The organism is Devosia honganensis (assembly GCF_042648785.1).
In the GTDB taxonomy this organism is placed as follows: Bacteria; Pseudomonadota; Alphaproteobacteria; order Rhizobiales; family Devosiaceae; genus Devosia; species Devosia honganensis.
In genome coordinates this window covers 250,217-268,170 of record NZ_JBHRYD010000010.1, presented here as the reverse complement: position 1 = coordinate 268,170, position 17,954 = coordinate 250,217, and the positions used below count along the sequence as shown (strand labels likewise).

The window sequence follows — 17,954 nt, the reverse complement described above, 5'->3', positions numbered from 1 at the left end:
TCATGGCGGCGCGGCGCCGCAAGCGTCATGCGCGGCCGATGGCGGTCAAAAAGGCCTCGGCCAGATCACCGACGCGATCCTCGGGGATGCCGGCGACGTTGATGCGGCTGTCGCCGGTCATATAGACCCCGTCCCCGGCCTTGAGCCGGTCCACCGCCTCGGTGCTGAGCCCGAGCAGGGAGAACATGCCCCGATGGTCGGCCACGAAGTCGAAATCGGTGCTGTTGGAACGCTCCCTGATGGCATCCGATAGCTTTTTTCTCAATGAAATCATGCGGTTACGCATGGTTGCCAGTTCGTCTTCCCATTCGGCGCGCAGGGCCGGATCGGTGAGGATGGTGCGGATGATCTCCGCCCCGTGATCGGGGGGCTGCGAATAGGCGCCGCGAATGATGTTCAACAACTGCGAATAGGCGGTCTCGGCCTCGCCCGCATTGCGGGCCACCAGAATGGCCGCGCCGACGCGCTCGCGATAAAGGCCGAAATTCTTCGAGCCGGAAAAGGCTATCAGGGTTTCGGGCACCGAGGATAGAATCTTACGCGTGCCATAGATATCGGCCTCGATCCCGTCCCCGAAGCCGAGATAGGCGAGGTCGATGAAGGGCAGGGCGCCGGTGCGCGCAAGGCTGGCGGCGACCTGGTCCCACTGCGCCTCGGAAAGGTTGGCCCCGGTCGGGTTGTGGCAGCAGCCATGCAGCAGCACCACGTCTCCCGGCCCCAATCGATCAATGGCAGCAAGCATTTGCTCGAATTTCACGCCGCGCGTGGTCGGATCGAAATAGGGATAGGTCGCCACCTCGAGGCCCGAATTGAGGGCGATGGGATTGTGATTGGCCCAGGTCGGGGCCGAGACGTGGACGGTCGCGCCGGGGCGGGCGCGGTTGACCAGCTGCATCAGCACCCAGAGCGAACCGGTGCCGCCGGGCGCCTGGGCGATGCGGACGCGGTCGCGCGCCACGCTGTCGCCCAGAACCAGCTCGAGCACGGCCTCGCCATAGCCCTTATTGCCGGCAATCCCCAGATAGGTCTTGGTTTTTTCGCTCGAGAGCATCCGCTCCTCGGCCTTGCGGACCGCGGACATGACCGGGGTGACGCCCTTTTCGTCCTTATAGACGCCCACGCCGAGATCGATCTTGGTGGGGCGGGAATCGGCGGCGAACTCGCCCATGAGCGCAAGGATCTTGTCGCCGGGGGCCTTGGTGAGGGTTTCGAACATTTTTCTGGGAAGTCCGGTGAGAAGGCGCGGTCTTTATAGGCCCGCGCGGGAATTTTGCAATTGCCACTTGCCGGCGCCGTGCCGGCCCGAAACTCAGCGTCCGAGCCCGGCTTTTTCCAGCTCGGCGATCAATTGCGGAACGATTTCAAACAGATCCCCGATCAGCGCCAGGTCGGCGATCCGGACCAGCGGCGCCTCGGCGTCTTTGTTGATGGCGATGATCTTCCGCGCGCCCTGAATGCCGGCAAGATGTTGCAGCGCCCCGGAAATGCCCACGGCGATGTAAAGCTCGGGGGCGATGATCTTGCCGGTCTGGCCCACCTGCCAGTCATTGGGAGCATAGCCGGCATCGACCGCCGCCCGGGTGGCGCCGATGGCCGCGCCCAGCACGGATGCGAGCTTTTCGACCAGCGCGAACCCTTCCCGCGAGCCCACCGAAACGCCCCCCGCCACCACGATGCGGGCGGTCGGAAGATCGGGAATGTCGCTCTCGTTGCGATGGGTGGCGATCAGCTTCGCGGCGGAAACAGCCGGCGCATCAAGCACTTCCACCGGCGCATCATTGTCGCCTGCTGCCGGGCGGAAGGCGGCGGCGCGGATGGTGAGCACGTGCCGGTCCTGCGGATCGCTGACGGTTTCGAGCGCATTGCCGGCATAGACGGGCCGCACGAAGCGGGTCGGCGATTCGATGGCGACGATATCGGTGACCGGCTGGATATCGAGCATGGCGGCAAGGCGGGGCATCACGTCCTTGCCCAGGGAGGATGCCCCGGCAACGATGTAACGGTAGCGCATCGTTAGCGTCGAGAGCAGCATGGCGAGGCTTTCGGCCCGCATTTCGACGGCGCTGGTGAACACTTTGGCGACGCCGGCGATCCGCGCGGCCTCCGCGCCCGCCGCTTGCGGGCCGGGAACGAGCAGGTCGACCGGGCCCAGTCGGGACGCGGCGGCGACGATGCGGGCGGTGGCGGGGGAGAGGGCGCCATTGTCGATCTCGGCCAGGACCAGAACGCTCATCACCGCGCCTCCATCTCTTCGACATCGGCAAGGATGATGGCGGCGAGTTCGGACGCCGACCCGACCATACTTCCCGCCGGCCGCTCCGGTGGCGGGGCGATGGCCTCGATGGCGAGGCGCGGGGCGAGGTCGACGCCCAGCTCGGCCGCCGGGCGCACTGCGAGCGGCTTGGAACGGGCCTTCATCACCATGGGCAGGGCGGCATTACGCGGGGTGTTGAGCCGCAGATCGGCGGTGACCACGCAGGGCAGGGGCAGGCGCAGCGTCTCGCTGCCATGATCGACCTCGCGGGTGACCAGCAGCGCATCGCCGTCGCGCTCGATGGCGGAGGCGAAGGTCGCCTGCGGCCGGCCGGTCAGCGCCGCCAGCATCTGCCCCACATGATTGCTGTCGTCGTCCACCGCCTGCTTGCCCAGCAGGACGAGGTCGGGCCGTTCCTCGGCGACGATCTTTTCCAGCAGCTTGGCGATGGCGAGGGTTTCGAGGCTCTCCCCGGTCTCGACCAGCACGCCGCGATGCCCACCCATGGCGAGGGCGGTGAGGATGACGTCGGTGGCGGCTTTCGGGCCGATGGAGACGACGACGATTTCCGTGGCCGCGCCGGCCTCGGCCAGCCGCACCGCCGCCTCGACCGCGTGCTTGCAGAACGGGTTCATCGACATGCGCACGCCCTCGGTCTCGACGCCGGTGCCATCGGCGCGCACGCGGATGCGGACATTGTGATCGACCACGCGCTTGACCGCGACGAGGATTTTCATGGGCAGCTCCGTCAGGTTGCCGCTTCAATCGCAAATCGGCGGCGGAGGGGCAAGGCGCGGCGGGAAATATCGCAGGCGGAATCGGTGCCTTTGCTCCCCTCCCCCTTGAGGGGAGGGGTCGGGGGTGGGGGTCCCTCGGTGATCCGCCAAATCCACCCCCTCCCCAACCCTCCCCTCAAGGGGGAGGGAGCGCCGGTCGCCGCTTCCGTCACAACATGAAAGCCTCCAGCCGTCGTGGAAGCTCCTGGGCGCCGGTGGCGCCATCACCCGATATCGGGCAGGCGGGCTTGCATGAGGGCGCGGGTGAGGGGGTGCCGGGGGTGGGCGAAGAGGGTTTCGGGGGTGCCGGTCTCGACGATGCGGCCGGCGTCCATCACCATGACGCGGTCGGCCATGGCCGCGACCATGTCGAGATCGTGGCTGATGATGAGGAAGGTGAGGCCGTGTTCCTGCCGCAGCCGGGCAAGCAGGTCGAGCACCTCGCCGCGCACCGAGACGTCGAGCGCCGATACCGGCTCGTCCAGCACCAGCAGGCGCGGGCGGGTGACCATGGCGCGGGCGATGGCGAGGCGCTGGCGCTGGCCGCCGGAAAATTCGTGCGGATAGCGCCCCAGCATCGCCGGGTCGAGCCCCACTTCGGCGATGGCGGCGGCGAGGCGCGCCTCGTGCCCGGCGCGGCCCATGGGACCGAGCAGGCGCAGCGGCTCGCCCAGCGAGGCGGCGATGGTCATGCGCGGATCGAAACTGCCGAACGGGTCCTGGAACACCAGCGACAGGCTGGCGCGCTGCAATGGGGCCAGGTCCCGGCCGCGATATTGCCTGCCCTCGAGCCGCATCCGCCCGGCGCTGGCGCTGTCGAGCCCGACGATGAGCCGCGCCAGGGTGGACTTGCCGCAGCCCGAGGGGCCGACCAGGGCGACGCATTCGCCCACGCCGATGGCGAAGCTGACCGCATCGACGGCGCGCAGCTTCGGCCGGCGGGAGAAGAACCCGCCCTGGGAGTAGTCGCGGGTGACGTTCTCCACCTCGAGCAGGGGCGGATGTGCCATCGACGCCCCCGGCGAGGCGATCGGATCTGCGGATCGTCCCGAACCCCCACCCTCGTTCCCTCCCCTCAAGGGGGAGGGAGGCGAAGGGGCGAGGCCTCCGGCTTCATCCGCGACGTCGAGCGCGGGCGGAGGCGCGGGCTGCAACGGCGCTGCGCGCCGGCTCCGTATGCGGCTGGCGGCGAGCAGGCGGCGCGTATAGGGCTGGCGCGGGGCGGCGATGAGGGTTTTCGTGGCGCCGGTTTCCACCAGCCGGCCGGCCTGCATGACACCGATGCGGGTGCACAGCGCCGCCACCGCCCTGATATCGTGGCTGATGAACAGCAGCGTCATCCGCCGGCGGGCGCAGATTTCGGCGATGAGGTCGAGCACCATGCGCTGGGTGATGACGTCGAGCGCCGAGGTCGGCTCGTCGGCGATCATCAGTTCGGGATGGCCGGCCAGCGCCATGGCGATCATCGCCCTTTGCCGCTGCCCGCCCGACAATTGATGTGGATAGCGCCCGGCATGAGCCGGCTCGAGCCCGACTTCCCCGAGCAGCGCCGGCAATTCGGCGGACGCGCCGGGCTCGGCCAGCCGCATCGCCTCCCCGATCTGCCCGCCGATCGTCATCAGCGGATTGAGCGCCGTCATCGGCTCCTGAAACACCATGCCGATGCGCCGCCCGCGCAATCGCGCCATGGCCTGTTCGCTGGCGGGCAGGGGGGCACCGTCGAAGCATATGGTGCCGGAGGAATGGGCGTTGTCGGGCAGCAGGCCCGCAATGGCCAGCGCCGTCAGCGACTTGCCCGAGCCGCTTTCCCCGATGAGGCCGAAGCGCTCGCCGCGCTCGATGGCAAGGGTGAGGCCCGACACCGCCGCAACGCCGCCAAAGGCGATGGCGAGGCCGTCGATATCAACCAGCGCCATGGCCCAGCCCCTCCCGCCTGAGGCGCGGATCGAGCGCGTCGCGCAGGCCGTCGCCGGCCAGGTTGAGCGCGATGACGATGGCGACGATGGCAAGGCCCGGCACGAGGCTGAGCCAGGGATGGATGAGAAACAGGCTCTGCGCGTCGCGCAGCATCAGCCCCAGGCTGGTGGCCGGGGGCTGCGTGCCCAGCCCGATATAGGACAGCCCCGCCTCGGCGAGAATGCCGAGCGAGAGCTGGATGGTGCCCTGGACGATGATGAGGCTCATGATATTGGGCAGCAGGTGCCGCAGCGCGATGGCGCCGGGCCCGAGGCCCGCCAGCCGGGCGGCGGCGACGTAATCCTGCGTGGCGATGGCCAGCGCCCCGCCGCGCGCCACCCGCGCGAACACCGGAATGTTGAAAATGCCGATGGCGACGATGGCGTTGAGCTCGCCCGGCCCCACCAGCGTGGTGATGAGGATGGCGATCACCACCGAGGGAAAGGCGAAGGCCAGGTCGGAAAAGCGCAGCACCAGCCATTCCACCGCCCCGCCGCGGCTGGCGGCGGCCAGCCCCAGCGGCACGCCGGCCCCGACCCCGATGACGACGCCCATGACGGCGACGAAGAAACTGGTCAGCGTGCCGCTCATGACCAGCGAGGCCATGTCGCGTCCCAGATGGTCGGTGCCCAGCCAGTGACCGGCGGTCGGCCCCAGGAACCGCCGCGCAATGGCGATGTCGGCGATGGGGTAGGGCGTCCATACCAGCGAGACGAGGCCGATCAGCGCGAAGGCGGCAGCGGCGGCAAGGCCGATGACGAGGCTGGGATGGGAGAGGAAGCGCCGGATCATCAGGCCCGCCCCCGCAGGCGCGGATCGACCAGCGCATAGCACAGATCCACCACCAGCATGGTGGCGCTGACGGCCAGCACCAGCACCACGGTGGCGCTGCGCACCAGCACCAGGTCGCGCTCGGATATGGCGGTGAAGATCAGCCGCCCCAGCCCCGGCAGGTAGAAGACGTTCTCGACGATGATGGTGCCGGCGACCAGGAAGGCGAATTGCAGCCCCAGAATGGTCAGCACCGGCAGCAGCGCATTGCGCACGCCATGGCGCCACAGCGCCTCGTCCATGGTCATGCCCTTGGCGCGGGCGGTGCGGATGAAATCCTGCCCGGTGACGTCGACCAGCGCGGTGCGCATCACCCGGGCGAGGATGGAGGCCTGCGGCAGGGCCAGCGCCACGCCCGGCAGGACGAGCCCGCGCAGCGCCGCCCAGCCATCTTCGTGCCAGGGGGTGAAGCCGCCGGTGGGCAGCCAGCGCAGCCCGACGGCGAATACCAGGGTGAGCAGCATGCCGAACCAGAAATTGGGAATGGCGATGCCGGTCTGGGCCAGCACCATCAGCGCCGTGTCGGTCGCCTTGCCGCGCCGGCGGGCGGCGAGGATGCCGATGGGCAGGCCTACCGCGACCGAGAGTGCCATGGCGATCAGCGTCAGCGGCAGGGTCACCGCCAGCCGCTCGGCGATCAGCGCCGCCACCGGCAGGTGCTGGGTATGGGAAAGCCCGAAATCGCCCCGCAGCATGTCCCCGATCCAGCGGAGGAACCGCTCATGCGCCGGCGCATCCAGCCCCATCTGCGCCCGCAGCGCCGCAACGCTCGCCTCGCTGGCATTGATGCCCAGGATGAACCGCGCCGGATCGCCGGGCAGCAGGTCGAGCAGCACGAAGATCACCGCCGCCGCGATGAGCAGGGTGGCGGCGAAACCGAGCACGCGGCGGAGGATGTAAAGGGTCACGGATGGGGCTCCGGGCGCAACCCAAATCTCCCGCCTGTCGTCATTGCCGGGCGCGTCCCGGCAATCCATGCCGCGCAGGGCCCATGGACCACCCGGACAAGCCGGGTGGTGACGGGCGGGGAGGGCGCAGTCCTGACACCCCCGTCAGGTGGCGCGACACGACGCTCCCCCTCAATCCACCCAGTGGATGTCGCGCAGCACCACGCCTTCGATGGGGGCGTCCTGCCACATGCCCTCGAGCCGGGCGTTCCATACGCCGGTCTGGGGCAGCTCGAACAGGTAGCCGTTGACCGCGTCGTGGGCGATGATGGTCTCGATCTGCTGCGCCAGGCGCTTGCGTTCGGCCTCGTCCGTCGTGGCATTGAGCGTCTCGTTAAGGGCCTGAACTTCCGGATTGTCGTAGCCGAAGTAGTAGTCGGGGTCGGCGTAGATGCCAATATCGAAGGGCTCGACATGGGCGATGATGGTGAGGTCGAAATCCTTGTTGGCAAAGACGTCCTCGAGCCATTGCGCCCATTCCATGTTGATCAGCTCGAGCCTGATGCCGACCCGGGCGAACTGGCTGGCGATGATCTGGCCCGAAAGCCGCGCATAGGCCACGGGAGGCAGTTTGAGCGTCGCGGCGAACCCGTCCGGATGGCCGGCCTCGGCCAGCAGCGCCCGGGCCTTTTCCTCGTCGTGCGGATAGGTGCCGGTGAGGTCGAGATAATAGGGATGGTGTGGGGCGAAATGGGTGCCGATGGGCACGCCATAGCCATAGGTGGCGCCCTCGATGATCTCGGCGCGGTCCAGCGCATGGGCCATGGCCTGGCGCACCTTGAGCTCGGTGAAGGGTTCCTTGCGGTTGTTGGTGGCCAGGATCGTCTCGCCCTCGGTCGAGCCGACGAGAATCTTGAACTGCGCATTGCCCTCGAACACCGCCAGCGCCTCGGGGGCGAAATTATTGGTGCCGTCGATATCGCCGGCCAGCAGCGCATTGGTCATGGTGGCGGTGTCGGAGATGAAGCGGTAGGTGGCCCTGGTCAGCGCCGGCTTCTCGCCCCAATAGGGGCCGTATTGCTCCAGCACCACGCGGCTGCCGCGATCCCATTGCACGAAGGCGAAGGGGCCGGTGCCGATGGGTTCGCTGGCATTGTTGGCGGCGCTTTCGGGCGCCACGATCACCGCGTCGCCCCGCCCCAGATTGAACAGGAACAGCCCGTCCGGCCGCGACAGGGTGAATTCGACCTGCAACGGATCGATGACGGTGACCGCTGCGATGGGCTCGTAGAGCGGTTTTTGCGCGTTGACGCTGTCCTCGGCCAGAAGGCGCTCGAAGGTGAATTTCACGTCCTCGGCGTCGAAGCCGGTGCCGTCATGGAAGGTGACGCCGTCCCTCAGGGTGAAGCTGTAGGTGAGCCCGTCTTCGGAAATGGTCCACTCCGAGGCGAGGCCCGGCTGCACCGCGCCGGTCCGGTCGATGCTGGTGAGGCCTTCGAAGACGTTCTGGTAAACCACCACGTCGATGGCTTCGGCGGCCCCGGCGGTGGGGTCGAGCGCCGGCGGCTCCAGCGCCACCCCGATGCGGATTTCGCTGGGCTGCGCCAGCGCCGCCCCGGTGGCCAGCAGCAGGCCGGCCGCAGCCAGCATCAGGGACTTGTTCATGCTCATCGCCGTCTCCTCAACCGGGGCGAGGGCCGCCCCCGGCTCCAGATATAGCAAAGCCGGGCGCGGGCGCACCCGCCAATTCCGCGATAGCTGCTATTCGGCGTCGCGCGCCGCCGCCTCGTCCTCGACCAGATCGGGCGGGATCCGCAGCGTGAACAGCATGCCCTCGGCCCCGGCCGGATCGACCGAGAGCGAGACGGCATTGACCGCCAGCAGCGAGCGGGTCAGCGCCAGCCCGACGCTGGAGCGCACCGGCGCCAGCAATTGCCCGCTGCGGTCCACCCCGTCGCGGAAGACCACGAAGCGCTCGGCCATGTCCACCGCATGGGCGGAGCCGTCGCGCACCAATATGGCGATGCCGCCATCCTCGTGCCGCTGTGCCGAAATCACCACGGCGCCGCCGGTGGGGGTCTGGTCGATGGCGCTGGCCAGAAGGTTCAGCACCGCCTGAGCGAGCGAGGCGCGGTCGGCGGTGACGCGGGGCAGGGTCTGGGAAATGGCGTTGCGCACGATGACGCGGGCCGCATTGGCCTGGTCGCGGATGCGCACCACGCAGCTTTCCAACAGGCTGGTGAGATCGAGGCTGGCGCGCTGGGGCAGGTAGCGCCCGTCGCGCAGCCGCGCATAATCCTCCAGCTCGTCGACCAGCGCGGCGATCTCCTGCCCGGCGCGGGAAATGTCCTCGGCATAGCCCTCATAGCGCTCATTGCCCAGCGCCCCGAAGGCCTGCGAGCGGATGAGGTCGGAAAAGCCCACAATGGTGTTGAGGGGCCGGCGGATGCCGCGCCCGATCCGCGCCAGCAGCGCCGGATCGATGTCGGCGGGCGCGGCGAGGCGCGCCGGGGCGCGCGCCCGCACCAGGCCGAAATAGCCCGAGATCACCCCCGCCTGGCCCAGCGCGAACAGCGATATGTCGGATCGCCCGTCGGCCGAGCGCAGCGACAGGCAGGGCCGCGCCGTTTCGGCGAAGCGGGCCGGGCGCTCGAGAAAGGAGCGCAGGGGAGGTCCGTCATCCTCCCGCACCAGGGAGGAAAGGGGGCGGCCCGCCAGGGGCTTGCCTTCCTGCAGCAGCGCGGTGGCGGCAGGGCTGGCCTCGCCGACCACGCCGGCGCGATTGGTCTCGAAAAAGCCGTCGCCGCGCAATTCGGCGAAGCCGCGGGCGAAGGCGCGCACCGCCTCCTCGTGGCCGGTGCGCACCTCGGTGGTGCTGGCCGACAGCATCAGGGCCGGGCGGCCCTGCCAGGAAATGGATTGCAGCCGCGCCGTCACCGGCACCAGCGTGCCGTCGCGCTGCACCAGATGGTTGACCGGCCCGGCCTCCTGGCCTTCCCCGCCAATGGCGGGAAACACCGCCGCCAGCCCGGCAAGGCGCAAATTCTCGACGCTGTCATAGCCCACCATTTCGGTGATGGCGCGATTGGCGAAGAGAATCTGCTGGTCGCGGAACACCAATATGCCCAAGGGCAGACGGTTGAGCACCAGCGTCTCGCCGCCCAGATTGATGAGCGCGCCCGAGCCCGATCCGGAGCCGGCCGGGGCGGGCGGCGGGGCCGGGGCGGCAGTCTCCGCGGGCGGCCTTGGCTGGCCGCGCTCGCCCACCCGGTCGGTGAGGATGCGCGACAGCTCGTCGAAATTATAGCGCGAAACCCGCTCCACCGTCTCCGGATCGGGCTGGTCCGCCGCCGCCGGCTCCGCTGCGGCGACCGTTTCGGGCGCTGCCGCCAGGGGCGAAAAGCCGCTTCCGGTGATCCGGTAGAGCAGGGGGGCGGGGTTTTCGATCTCCACCGGGCCGGAGGGCGCCAAATCGTCTTTCTCGGTCAGCGGAGCATAGAGCGCCTCGTCGGCGGCGAGCCGGTCGACCAGATCGCTGAGCCGTCGCGAGGGGGCGTCCGGCTCCGGCTCGACCGGCTCTACCGGAGGCTCATAGGCGGTCTCGGCGTCGCTCTCCTGCCAGTCGCGCAATTCGCGCGCATAGGCATTGTCGGGCGGGGCCAGCGGCACCTGCCACTGCCCGGCCTGCGGGGCCTCGTCCGCCGCCGTCTCGGCTTCCGTCTGCCGTGACGCCTGCTGCCGCGCCGCCGCGAAAATCGCCTCGTCCACCGGATCGACGCCCACGATCAGCAGGGCCGGCTCGCCATTCTCCCAGGCCAGGGGCGTGGTGGCGCAGGTGGCCGAAACCGGCTTCTCGCCGGCAAGGAAGCGGATGCGCGCCAGGCTGGTGCGGCCTGCCGAGCCGAGCCGGACGATGCGGGCCACCTGGCCCTTGATCGGCACCGCGGGCGCCGCCCGTTTCAGCCCGTGCTTCTTGATGCGGGCGAGGAACAGCCCCGCCGCCTCATTGGACCAGATGAGGCGCTGGCCGTCCTGCGACCACAGCCAGGCGGGGCGCGGGTCGTCTTCGTGCCGCAGCACGCGGCGCGCATTCGGCAATGTGTTCCAGCGCTCGTCCATGGGCGGCTTTCGATAGCGTCGCGGCTCACCGGCCTGTGCCATATCGGCACAAACGTGCGAGCGTGCTTAAGCGTTCTTCAATATAGTGCCGGATCGGGCGAATCCAGCCTCGCCGGCCGCGCCTTCCGACACCTTCGCCCCCGATGGTTAAGTGGCTTTCCCTAAGGATTGGTCACGCGGCGCGCGAATCCGGCCGGCGGCGGGAGCGGCGCGGCGCCCTGTCCACAGCCCGAAATCGGTGCTTGTCATGGCGGGAATCTCGCCCTATGTTCCGCCCGCTTCCGGGTGCCGCTCCACGCCGCGCCCGCAACAGACGTGCCGCCTTAGCTCAGTTGGTTAGAGCGCTAGATTGTGGATCTAGAGGTCCTCCGTTCAATCCGGAGAGGCGGTACCATCTTTTCCGTTGGAATTGCTGGACATTTCTCATGCCTATTAAGAGCCCGTGTTTTCGCGTGGCTTGTCTCTGTCATTGACAATTATAGCGGATACGCTATATTTTGCTCATGGAATGGACGGTTGAAACCCTTTCCGTCGTCGATGCCGAAATCGAGGCCTTGCCGCCCGCTTTGCAGGCGAGGCTGCTGCGCCTGATGGAGATGGTGGAGAGGGTCGGTCTGGACCAGTTGCGGGAGCCCCATGTCAGGCACGTCGAGGGCAAGATGTGGGAGCTGCGCGCCAAGGCGGCGGAAGGGATCGCGCGAGGTCTCTATGTAACGGTGACCGGACGCCGGGTGGTGATCCTCCACGTATTTGTCAAGAAATCCCGCAAGACACCGCGCAATGCCCTCGATATCGCCCGCGAACGAATGAGACAGGTTACCCCATGACCAAAATTGCCGACCTCAAGAAGCGCCTGATGGACAACCCCGAGTTCAAGGCCGAGTACGAGAAGGCCGATGCCGAGTTCGCGCTGATCGAAGCTCTGGTTCTGGCCCGCGCCAAGGCGAAGCTCTCGCAGGCCGAATTGGCCAGGCGGATCGGCACTACCCAATCGGCCATCGCTCGCCTCGAAGGCGGCGGCGTATCCCCGTCGCTCTCCACGCTGAAACGCTATGCCGATGCCACCGGCTCACGCCTGCATATCGAGCTGGTGCCGCAATAAAGCCTTTCATCATCGCGCGGACTCGGTGCCTTTCGCTCCCCTCCCCCAAGAAGCCTACCGCGTCAACCGCAGGGCGGAGATGTTGCGGGCGATCTGACGGAAGGCGTCGCGCAGCTGGGTGCCGTCGCTGGCCAGATAGGCATTGTCGGGGCTGCTGGCGCAATAGTCGAGCATGTTCGCCGCCGAGCTGCCCGCGGTGAGGTTGAAGCCCACCGTATAGACCACGATGCCGACATCCCGCGCCTTCATGGCGTCGCAATAGGCCTCGGCCTGCGGATAGGGATTGCCGTTGGGGGCGTCGCAATTGATCTGGTCGCCGGTCCCGCCGCTGCCGCTGGTGGAATTGCGCGCCACCACGCCCCGGCAGTGGACGGTGTTGAACTCGCCATCGGTCATGATGATGGCCGCCTTGAGCAGGTGCTCGCCATTATAGGGCGCCGGCCGGCTCTCGACCGGCCAGACATAGCCGAAATTGGGCGACAGCGCGTACCAGCTCCACAATATGCCCAGGCTGCCCGACGTCGAGCCACCGGCCGAGAGGGCATTGATGGTGGTGCTCAGAGCGGATTTATTCGCCGTCAGCGGCACCATGGCCATCGAGCCGGAGAGGCAGGGATTGCCCGAGCCGGCATAGCTGCGGCCCACATAGCCGCTGCTGGGCGGCAGGTCATAGGGGGTGAGCTCCCGCTCGGTGACGCAAGTGGTTACCGGGAAGGTGGTCGAGCCGCCGGCGCGGTTGGGGAAGCGGAAATAGTCGCAGCCCTCCTCGGTGCAGTGCAACTGGCCGGTATTGTTGCGGTAGCTGCCCACGCCATCGGTGGGCAGGCCGGACAGGGTCAGCGTATTGGCCGTGCGGCTGGTGACCTGATAGGTGACGTTGTTCACCCCGGTCATGCCCTCCACCTGGGTGATGTGCACCCAATCGTTGACGGCGTAGCCGTGGCCGTTGGAGGTGACCTGCAACTGGCAACCGGCCGCGCTGCATTTGCGCATTTTCCCGTCCCGGCGATAAGTGCTGTAGTCGTTGCCCCTCTGGTCGCGCAATTGGAAACTGTTATTGCTGCGGGCCGTCACCTGATAGGCGCGGCCGTTCAACTGGGTGGTGCCGCTCACGCCCCAGATGAAGATCCAGTCGCCGTCCCGGTAATTGTGCCCGTTGGAGGTTATGGTGACGGGGCCGTTGCGAGGCGTCTCCACAGCGCTGATATTGCGGATCGCGGTTTCGGCCCACAGGGTGATGCTGTTGATGGCCTTGGGCCCGCGGATGGGGCCGCGCAGCGCCTCGGCATAAGAGCCGGCGTTGACCGCCTGCGCATAGGGCACCAGCGCGACCTTGGAATAATTGGGCTCCTGCACGTCCTGCACGATGGTGTCGACGAGGTCGAGGACCGAGGCCTTGAGGTCCCGGATGTTCTGGCTGCTCATCGATCCGGTCACGTCCAGCGCCACCGCGACCTCGAGGTCGACCGACCCGCGCATCGCCTCGGAGCTGAAGGCGGCGCCCAGTTCGTTGACGCCCACCAGCCGCACGAAGGCCGTGGGCACGGTGAAGCGCCCCCCGAGGAACAGCCGCCCCTCGTCGGGATTCATCTCGATGCGATCGACCATGGCCTCGGTGACATTGGGGCCGATCCGCTCCAGCACCATGGCCTGGGCGCGCTCGAGGATGGATTCCCGGCTCACCCCGGACAAATTGATCTCGGGCTGCAGGGCGAGAACGGCGGCGTCCATGGCGATCTGCGCCCGCTGCCGCGTCTGCTCGAGCGATACATAGTCCACCACCGCGCCGCCCAGCGCGATCAGGACGATGGCCATCAGGCCGAACAGCACCGCGAAGACGCCGCTCTCATCGCTGGCAAACCGCCGCAACAGCCGGGCAAAACGAGACATGCGAGCCAACCCCCTGGAGGCGCCACCGCGCGGCGCACGCGTCAATCTGCGCGAAAGTCCTTAGGAAAGCGCAACCCTGTCGGTAATAACTTGCATGGGTCGGTAAAGAAGCCGCAAACCGCTATCGTTGCATCCGAGCAACATCGGGGCTGATGCTGCGACAAGCTGCCACATATTGGCTTGCGGATCACGCCTTCGTGAGCTATCTGGTGCGGGTTCGCAAAGCCAGCCGAGGGAGGCGTTCATGACCGTATCGACGTTCCGCCGTCCAAGGCCGAAATGCCATCATCGGAACCATCGCTGACGTTCCGCCGATGAGTGTCCGGCCGCCGTCCGGCCCGCCGACCATCCTGCCCAGTACCTGAAACCGCCAAAGCCGGACCCGATTGTGTCCGGCTTCCGTTTCCCGTCCCATTCCAGAGGCCGACAGGCTCCCCGCCTGCCGGGAACAGCAATGTCTTCGAACGCCCTTGACGGGCGCAGCGTGGTGCTGCGTCTCGAATTTTCCATTGCCGATGCCGTGCGGCACCGGGGCCTGCTGCCCGTCATCGCGACGGCCGTGCGGGCCTGGTGGGTGCAGCGCCCGCCGCGCTATGTCGATCTTCCCGCCTATCTGCGCGAGGATGTGGGCCTGCCGCCCGCCTCGCCCCATCCCCGCATCGCCGATCCCTGGCGGTTGCATCCGCCCGAGCGGGGCAGGCGATGAACCGCGATGGCGGCCGGGGTCCCCCGGCCGCCCCCGGATCAACCGCTGTTGTCTCCTCGGGGGCAATCGTCTAGGAACGGCACCACTTTCCAAGGCTCGAAAATGACTGAAAAAATCAAGCTCATCACGCCCCGCCTGCCGCGCGGCTTCGAGGACCGCTCGCCCGGCGAGATCGCCGCCGTCGACGCCATGATCGGCAAGATAAGGCAGGTTTACGAGCGTTACGGCTTCGATCCGGTGGAAACGCCGCTGTTCGAATATACCGAGGCGCTGGGCAAATTCCTGCCCGATACCGACCGGCCCAATGCGGGCGTGTTCTCCCTGCAGGACGATGACGAACAGTGGCTGAGCCTGCGCTACGACCTGACCGCGCCCCTCGCCCGCTATTTCGCCGAGAATTTCGAGGCCTTGCCCAAGCCCTATCGCTCCTATCGGGCCGGCTATGTGTTCCGCAACGAAAAGCCCGGTCCGGGCCGCTTCCGCCAGTTCATGCAGTTCGACGCCGATACGGTGGGCGCGGCCGGCCCCGAGGCGGACGCGGAAATGTGCATGATGATGGCCGATGTCATGGATGCGCTGGGCCTGGCCGGAAAATATGTGGTGCGGGTCAACAACCGCAAGGTGCTGGACGGGGTGCTGGAGGCCGCCGGCGTCGCCGGCGAGGAGCAGAAGCTGACGGTGCTGCGCGCCGTCGACAAGCTCGACAAGTTCGGCATCGAAGGCGTCCGGCTGCTGCTCGGCGCCGGCCGCAAGGACGAGAGCGGCGATTTCACCAGGGGCGCGGGGCTCAGCGAGGCGCAGGCCGGGGTGGTGCTCGACTATGTCGGGGGCAAGCCGCCCGCCGACAATGCGGGCATCGCCGAACTCGCGGCCATGCAGGCCCTGTTCGACGCCGCCGGCTATGGCCCCGACCGCATCAGGATCGACCCCTCGGTGGTGCGCGGGCTCGAATATTATACCGGCCCGGTCTTCGAGATCGAGCTGACCTTCAAGGTGCAGAACGAAAAGGGCCAGGACGTGGTGTTCGGCTCGGTCGGCGGCGGGGGCCGCTATGACGGGCTGGTGTCGCGCTTCCGCCGCGAGCCGGTGCCGGCCACCGGCTTTTCCATCGGCGTCTCGCGGCTGGCCAATGCGCTCAAGCTCACCGGCAATCTGGGCGCGGAGGAGCCGGCCGGCCCGGTCGTGGTGCTGGTGATGGACAGGGACCGGACCGCCTCCTACCAGGCCATGGTCGCCGAATTGCGCCAGGCCGGCATCAGGGCGGAGATGTTCCTCGGCTCCACCAAGAATTTCGGCAAGCAGCTCGCCTATGCCGACAAGCGCAATTCCCCCGCCGTCATCATCGAGGGCAGCCAGGAGCGCGAGCAGGGCATCGTCCAGGTCAAGGACCTCGTCGCCGGCAAGCAGGCCGCCCAGGCGATCACCGACAACGCCGAATGGAAGGCCGCAAGGCCGGGCCAGTTCGAGGTCAAGCGCCAAGAGCTGGTCAGTGCCATCCAGCAATTGCTGGGCGAGCAGGGCTGATATGGCCGGTAACCGTTCTTCCCTCCCTCCACGATGTCGTCCCCGCGAAAGCGGGGACCTCCGTTTTGGCAGGAACAGAGATTCCCGCTTTCGCGGGAATGACGCGGTGATGATTGGAGGCGCACTGCAATGACCAACCCCGCCTATCGCCGGACGCAATTGGAGGCGCTGGTCGAGGCCCAGGGCGGGTTTCGGGCGACGCCGCCGCTGCTGCTGCCGGCCGATCCCTATTTCGATCTCGCCGGCGAGGAGTTCGGCCGCCGGCTCTTGCTGACCACCGACGCCACCGGCGCCGAATATTGCCTGCGGCCTGATTTCACCCTGCCCATCGTCTCCGACTATATCGCCAATGGCGCCGGCCGGCCGGCGGCCTTTTCCTATCTGGGGCCGATCTTCCGCCAGCGCGAGACCGGGCCGGCCGAATTCGACCAGGCCGGCATCGAACTGCTGGCCCAGCCCGATGGCGATATCGCGCTCGATCAGGTGCTGACCTTCGCCCGCGCCGCGCTTTCGCTCTATGGCGTTGCCCCGGAGGTGCGGCTGGGAGGGGTGGGCCTGTTCGAAGCTCTGCTGGCCCAGCTCGACATGCCCGATGCCTGGCGGCCGCGCATCCGCCATCGTTTCGGCCATCCCGAGGCCATGGACCGGCTGCTGGCGCGGCTGGAAAGCGCGCCGGAGCGGCCGCGCAGCGAACAGCCCGGCCGCGCCGAACTGGTCGAGGACGTCACCGCCCGCATGGTCTCGGCTGGCCTCAGCCTGTCGGACGGCCGCGGCCCCGCCGAAATCGCCGAGCGCTATTTGGAGCAGCAGGCGCTGGACGCCGCCCAGGTGCCGCCGGCGACGCTGCGCCTGCTGCGCGACTATCTGGCGATCAGGGGGGACGCGCTCTCGGCCCTGCGGCAGATCGAGGCGCTGGGCGAAAGACACCGGCTGTTCCTCGGCGCGCCCCTGCGCACCATCCGCCGGCATCTGGAAGGGCTGGGCGAGGCCCGCGTCGGCTTCGACGCCAGCTTCTCGCCGCGTCTCGATTATTATACCGGCATCGTCTTCGAGATGCGCGGACAGGGCGACACGGTGCTGGCCTCGGGCGGGCAATATGACCGCCTGCTCGAACGGCTGGGCGCCACCGCGCCCATCGCCGCCTCGGGCTGCGCGCTCTGGGTCGACCGGCTCGAAGCGGAGTGGCCGAAATGAAAGGCATCGTCCTCGCCGTGCCCTCCAAGGGGCGCCTGGAAGAACTGACGCGCGACTGGTTCGCCGCGCGGGGCCTCGCCATCGGCCGGCCGGGCGGGGCGCGCTCCTATCTGGGCACGATGGAGCAGATGCCCGGGGTGACGGTGCGCTTCTTCCCCGCCTCGGAGATCGCCCGCGAGCTCATTCGCGGCAATATCCATGTCGGGGTCACCGGCCGCGACCTCATCCACGAGACCAGCGAGACCGGCCCCAACGCGGTGGACTTCGCCCGCAGCCTCGATTTCGGCCATGCCGACGTGGTGGTGGCGGTGCCCGATGCCTGGATCGACGTCACCCATATGCACGACCTGGCCGATGTGGCCGCCGATTTCCGGGTCCGCCACGGCCGCTGGCTGCGTATCGCCACCAAATACGTCACCATCACCCGCCGGCATTTCGCCCGCGCCGGCATCGCCGGATACCGGATCGTGGAGAGCCTGGGCGCCACCGAGGCCGCCCCGGCCTCGGGCGTCGCCGATATCGTGGTCGACATCACCTCCACCGGCTCGACGCTCGCCGCCAACGGGTTGCGGGTGCTGGAGGACGGCGTCATGCTCGAAAGCGAAGCCAATCTCGTCGTCTCGAGGACCGCCGATTGGGACGAGGACCGCCGGGCGCTGCTCGAGGATTTTCTGAAGCGGCTGCAGCAATAGGCGGCCGGCGCCGCCGCCATTGC

15 protein-coding genes and 1 tRNA gene are annotated in these 17,954 nt (G+C 68.0%); 7 read left to right on the top strand and 9 right to left on the bottom strand.

The window, feature by feature from the left end; all coding sequences use genetic code 11:
• Nucleotides 1–25: 25 nt before the first annotated feature.
• From ACFOOL_RS12270 to ACFOOL_RS12235, 8 genes are all read right to left on the bottom strand, one after another.
• Nucleotides 26–1,216, bottom strand: a complete 1,191-nt coding sequence (locus tag ACFOOL_RS12270) for an amino acid aminotransferase (protein WP_380097386.1) — start codon at nt 1,214–1,216, stop codon at nt 26–28.
• A gap of 93 nt (nt 1,217–1,309) precedes the next feature.
• On the bottom strand, nt 1,310–2,233 hold the full coding sequence (locus ACFOOL_RS12265; protein WP_380097384.1) for an electron transfer flavoprotein subunit alpha/FixB family protein: 924 nt from the start codon (nt 2,231–2,233) through the stop codon (nt 1,310–1,312).
• Nucleotides 2,233–2,991 (bottom strand): electron transfer flavoprotein subunit beta/FixA family protein, encoded by a 759-nt coding sequence (locus tag ACFOOL_RS12260; RefSeq protein WP_380097383.1) that lies wholly within the window; start codon nt 2,989–2,991, stop codon nt 2,233–2,235. The genes ACFOOL_RS12265 and ACFOOL_RS12260 overlap by 1 nt, the downstream gene beginning before the upstream one ends.
• Before the next feature lie 263 nt (nt 2,992–3,254).
• The gene (locus ACFOOL_RS12255) at nt 3,255–4,946 is read right to left on the bottom strand and encodes a dipeptide ABC transporter ATP-binding protein (protein ID WP_380097382.1); all 1,692 of its coding nucleotides are present in this window, start codon (nt 4,944–4,946) and stop codon (nt 3,255–3,257) included.
• The gene (locus ACFOOL_RS12250; RefSeq protein WP_380097381.1) at nt 4,933–5,778 is read right to left on the bottom strand and encodes an ABC transporter permease; all 846 of its coding nucleotides are present in this window, start codon (nt 5,776–5,778) and stop codon (nt 4,933–4,935) included. Before ACFOOL_RS12250 ends, ACFOOL_RS12255 begins: the two co-directional genes overlap by 14 nt.
• Nucleotides 5,778–6,725, bottom strand: coding sequence for an ABC transporter permease (locus ACFOOL_RS12245; protein ID WP_380097380.1), 948 nt, complete (start codon nt 6,723–6,725; stop codon nt 5,778–5,780). The genes ACFOOL_RS12250 and ACFOOL_RS12245 overlap by 1 nt, the downstream gene beginning before the upstream one ends.
• 171 nt (nt 6,726–6,896) lie before the next feature.
• Entirely contained in the window at nt 6,897–8,369 is a 1,473-nt protein-coding gene (locus ACFOOL_RS12240) for an ABC transporter substrate-binding protein (RefSeq protein ID WP_380097377.1), read from the bottom strand.
• A 96-nt stretch (nt 8,370–8,465) separates the two neighbouring features.
• A complete protein-coding gene (locus ACFOOL_RS12235) occupies nt 8,466–10,823 on the bottom strand; it encodes a sensor histidine kinase (RefSeq protein ID WP_380097376.1) in 2,358 nt (785 codons plus the stop codon).
• 317 nt (nt 10,824–11,140) lie between these two features.
• Here ACFOOL_RS12235 and ACFOOL_RS12230 point away from each other — a divergent pair.
• The 3 genes from ACFOOL_RS12230 (at nt 11,141) to ACFOOL_RS12220 (ending at nt 11,925) form a co-directional block, all read left to right on the top strand.
• A tRNA-His gene (locus tag ACFOOL_RS12230) sits at nt 11,141–11,217 on the top strand.
• A gap of 109 nt (nt 11,218–11,326) precedes the next feature.
• Nucleotides 11,327–11,650: a type II toxin-antitoxin system RelE/ParE family toxin gene (locus ACFOOL_RS12225; protein ID WP_380097492.1), complete on the top strand. Its 324-nt coding sequence runs from the start codon at nt 11,327–11,329 to the stop codon at nt 11,648–11,650.
• Complete coding sequence (locus ACFOOL_RS12220; protein ID WP_380097375.1) at nt 11,647–11,925, top strand: helix-turn-helix domain-containing protein; 279 nt, start codon at nt 11,647–11,649, stop codon at nt 11,923–11,925. The genes ACFOOL_RS12225 and ACFOOL_RS12220 overlap by 4 nt, the downstream gene beginning before the upstream one ends.
• Before the next feature lie 54 nt (nt 11,926–11,979).
• Here the strand turns inward: ACFOOL_RS12220 and ACFOOL_RS12215 are convergent, their stop codons facing one another.
• Nucleotides 11,980–13,815 (bottom strand): ubiquitin-activating E1 FCCH domain-containing protein, encoded by a 1,836-nt coding sequence (locus ACFOOL_RS12215; RefSeq protein WP_380097374.1) that lies wholly within the window; start codon nt 13,813–13,815, stop codon nt 11,980–11,982.
• Between the two features lie 454 nt (nt 13,816–14,269).
• On the opposite strand from ACFOOL_RS12215, the gene ACFOOL_RS12210 reads away from it, so the two are divergent.
• The 4 genes from ACFOOL_RS12210 to hisG all read left to right on the top strand — a co-directional run bounded on the left by ACFOOL_RS12210 (nt 14,270) and on the right by hisG (nt 17,931).
• Nucleotides 14,270–14,521 carry a hypothetical protein gene (locus ACFOOL_RS12210; RefSeq protein WP_380097373.1) on the top strand — a complete coding sequence of 84 codons (252 nt, stop codon included), beginning with the start codon at nt 14,270–14,272 and terminating at the stop codon, nt 14,519–14,521.
• A 102-nt stretch (nt 14,522–14,623) separates the two neighbouring features.
• On the top strand, nt 14,624–16,045 hold the full coding sequence (hisS, locus tag ACFOOL_RS12205; RefSeq protein ID WP_380097372.1) for a histidine--tRNA ligase: 1,422 nt from the start codon (nt 14,624–14,626) through the stop codon (nt 16,043–16,045).
• 129 nt (nt 16,046–16,174) lie between these two features.
• Nucleotides 16,175–17,239, top strand: coding sequence for an ATP phosphoribosyltransferase regulatory subunit (locus tag ACFOOL_RS12200; protein WP_380097371.1), 1,065 nt, complete (start codon nt 16,175–16,177; stop codon nt 17,237–17,239).
• Nucleotides 17,236–17,931, top strand: a complete 696-nt coding sequence (hisG, locus tag ACFOOL_RS12195; RefSeq protein WP_380097370.1) for an ATP phosphoribosyltransferase — start codon at nt 17,236–17,238, stop codon at nt 17,929–17,931. Before ACFOOL_RS12200 ends, hisG begins: the two co-directional genes overlap by 4 nt.
• Nucleotides 17,932–17,954: the final 23 nt, after the last annotated feature.

What these genes read in the sequence shown, in the direction of transcription:
- ACFOOL_RS12270 (WP_380097386.1), bottom strand. Translation starts at nt 1,216, where the DNA reads ATGTTCGAAACCCTCACCAAGGCCCCCGGCGACAAGATCCTTGCGCTC.
- ACFOOL_RS12265 (WP_380097384.1), bottom strand. Translation starts at nt 2,233, where the DNA reads ATGAGCGTTCTGGTCCTGGCCGAGATCGACAATGGCGCCCTCTCCCCC.
- ACFOOL_RS12260 (WP_380097383.1), bottom strand. Translation starts at nt 2,991, where the DNA reads ATGAAAATCCTCGTCGCGGTCAAGCGCGTGGTCGATCACAATGTCCGC.
- ACFOOL_RS12255 (WP_380097382.1), bottom strand. Translation starts at nt 4,946, where the DNA reads ATGGCGCTGGTTGATATCGACGGCCTCGCCATCGCCTTTGGCGGCGTT.
- ACFOOL_RS12250 (WP_380097381.1), bottom strand. Translation starts at nt 5,778, where the DNA reads ATGATCCGGCGCTTCCTCTCCCATCCCAGCCTCGTCATCGGCCTTGCC.
- ACFOOL_RS12240 (WP_380097377.1), bottom strand. Translation starts at nt 8,369, where the DNA reads ATGAACAAGTCCCTGATGCTGGCTGCGGCCGGCCTGCTGCTGGCCACC.
- ACFOOL_RS12235 (WP_380097376.1), bottom strand. Translation starts at nt 10,823, where the DNA reads ATGGACGAGCGCTGGAACACATTGCCGAATGCGCGCCGCGTGCTGCGG.
- ACFOOL_RS12225 (WP_380097492.1), top strand. Translation starts at nt 11,327, where the DNA reads ATGGAATGGACGGTTGAAACCCTTTCCGTCGTCGATGCCGAAATCGAG.
- ACFOOL_RS12220 (WP_380097375.1), top strand. Translation starts at nt 11,647, where the DNA reads ATGACCAAAATTGCCGACCTCAAGAAGCGCCTGATGGACAACCCCGAG.
- ACFOOL_RS12215 (WP_380097374.1), bottom strand. Translation starts at nt 13,815, where the DNA reads ATGTCTCGTTTTGCCCGGCTGTTGCGGCGGTTTGCCAGCGATGAGAGC.
- ACFOOL_RS12210 (WP_380097373.1), top strand. Translation starts at nt 14,270, where the DNA reads ATGTCTTCGAACGCCCTTGACGGGCGCAGCGTGGTGCTGCGTCTCGAA.
- hisS (WP_380097372.1), top strand. Translation starts at nt 14,624, where the DNA reads ATGACTGAAAAAATCAAGCTCATCACGCCCCGCCTGCCGCGCGGCTTC.
- ACFOOL_RS12200 (WP_380097371.1), top strand. Translation starts at nt 16,175, where the DNA reads ATGACCAACCCCGCCTATCGCCGGACGCAATTGGAGGCGCTGGTCGAG.
- hisG (WP_380097370.1), top strand. Translation starts at nt 17,236, where the DNA reads ATGAAAGGCATCGTCCTCGCCGTGCCCTCCAAGGGGCGCCTGGAAGAA.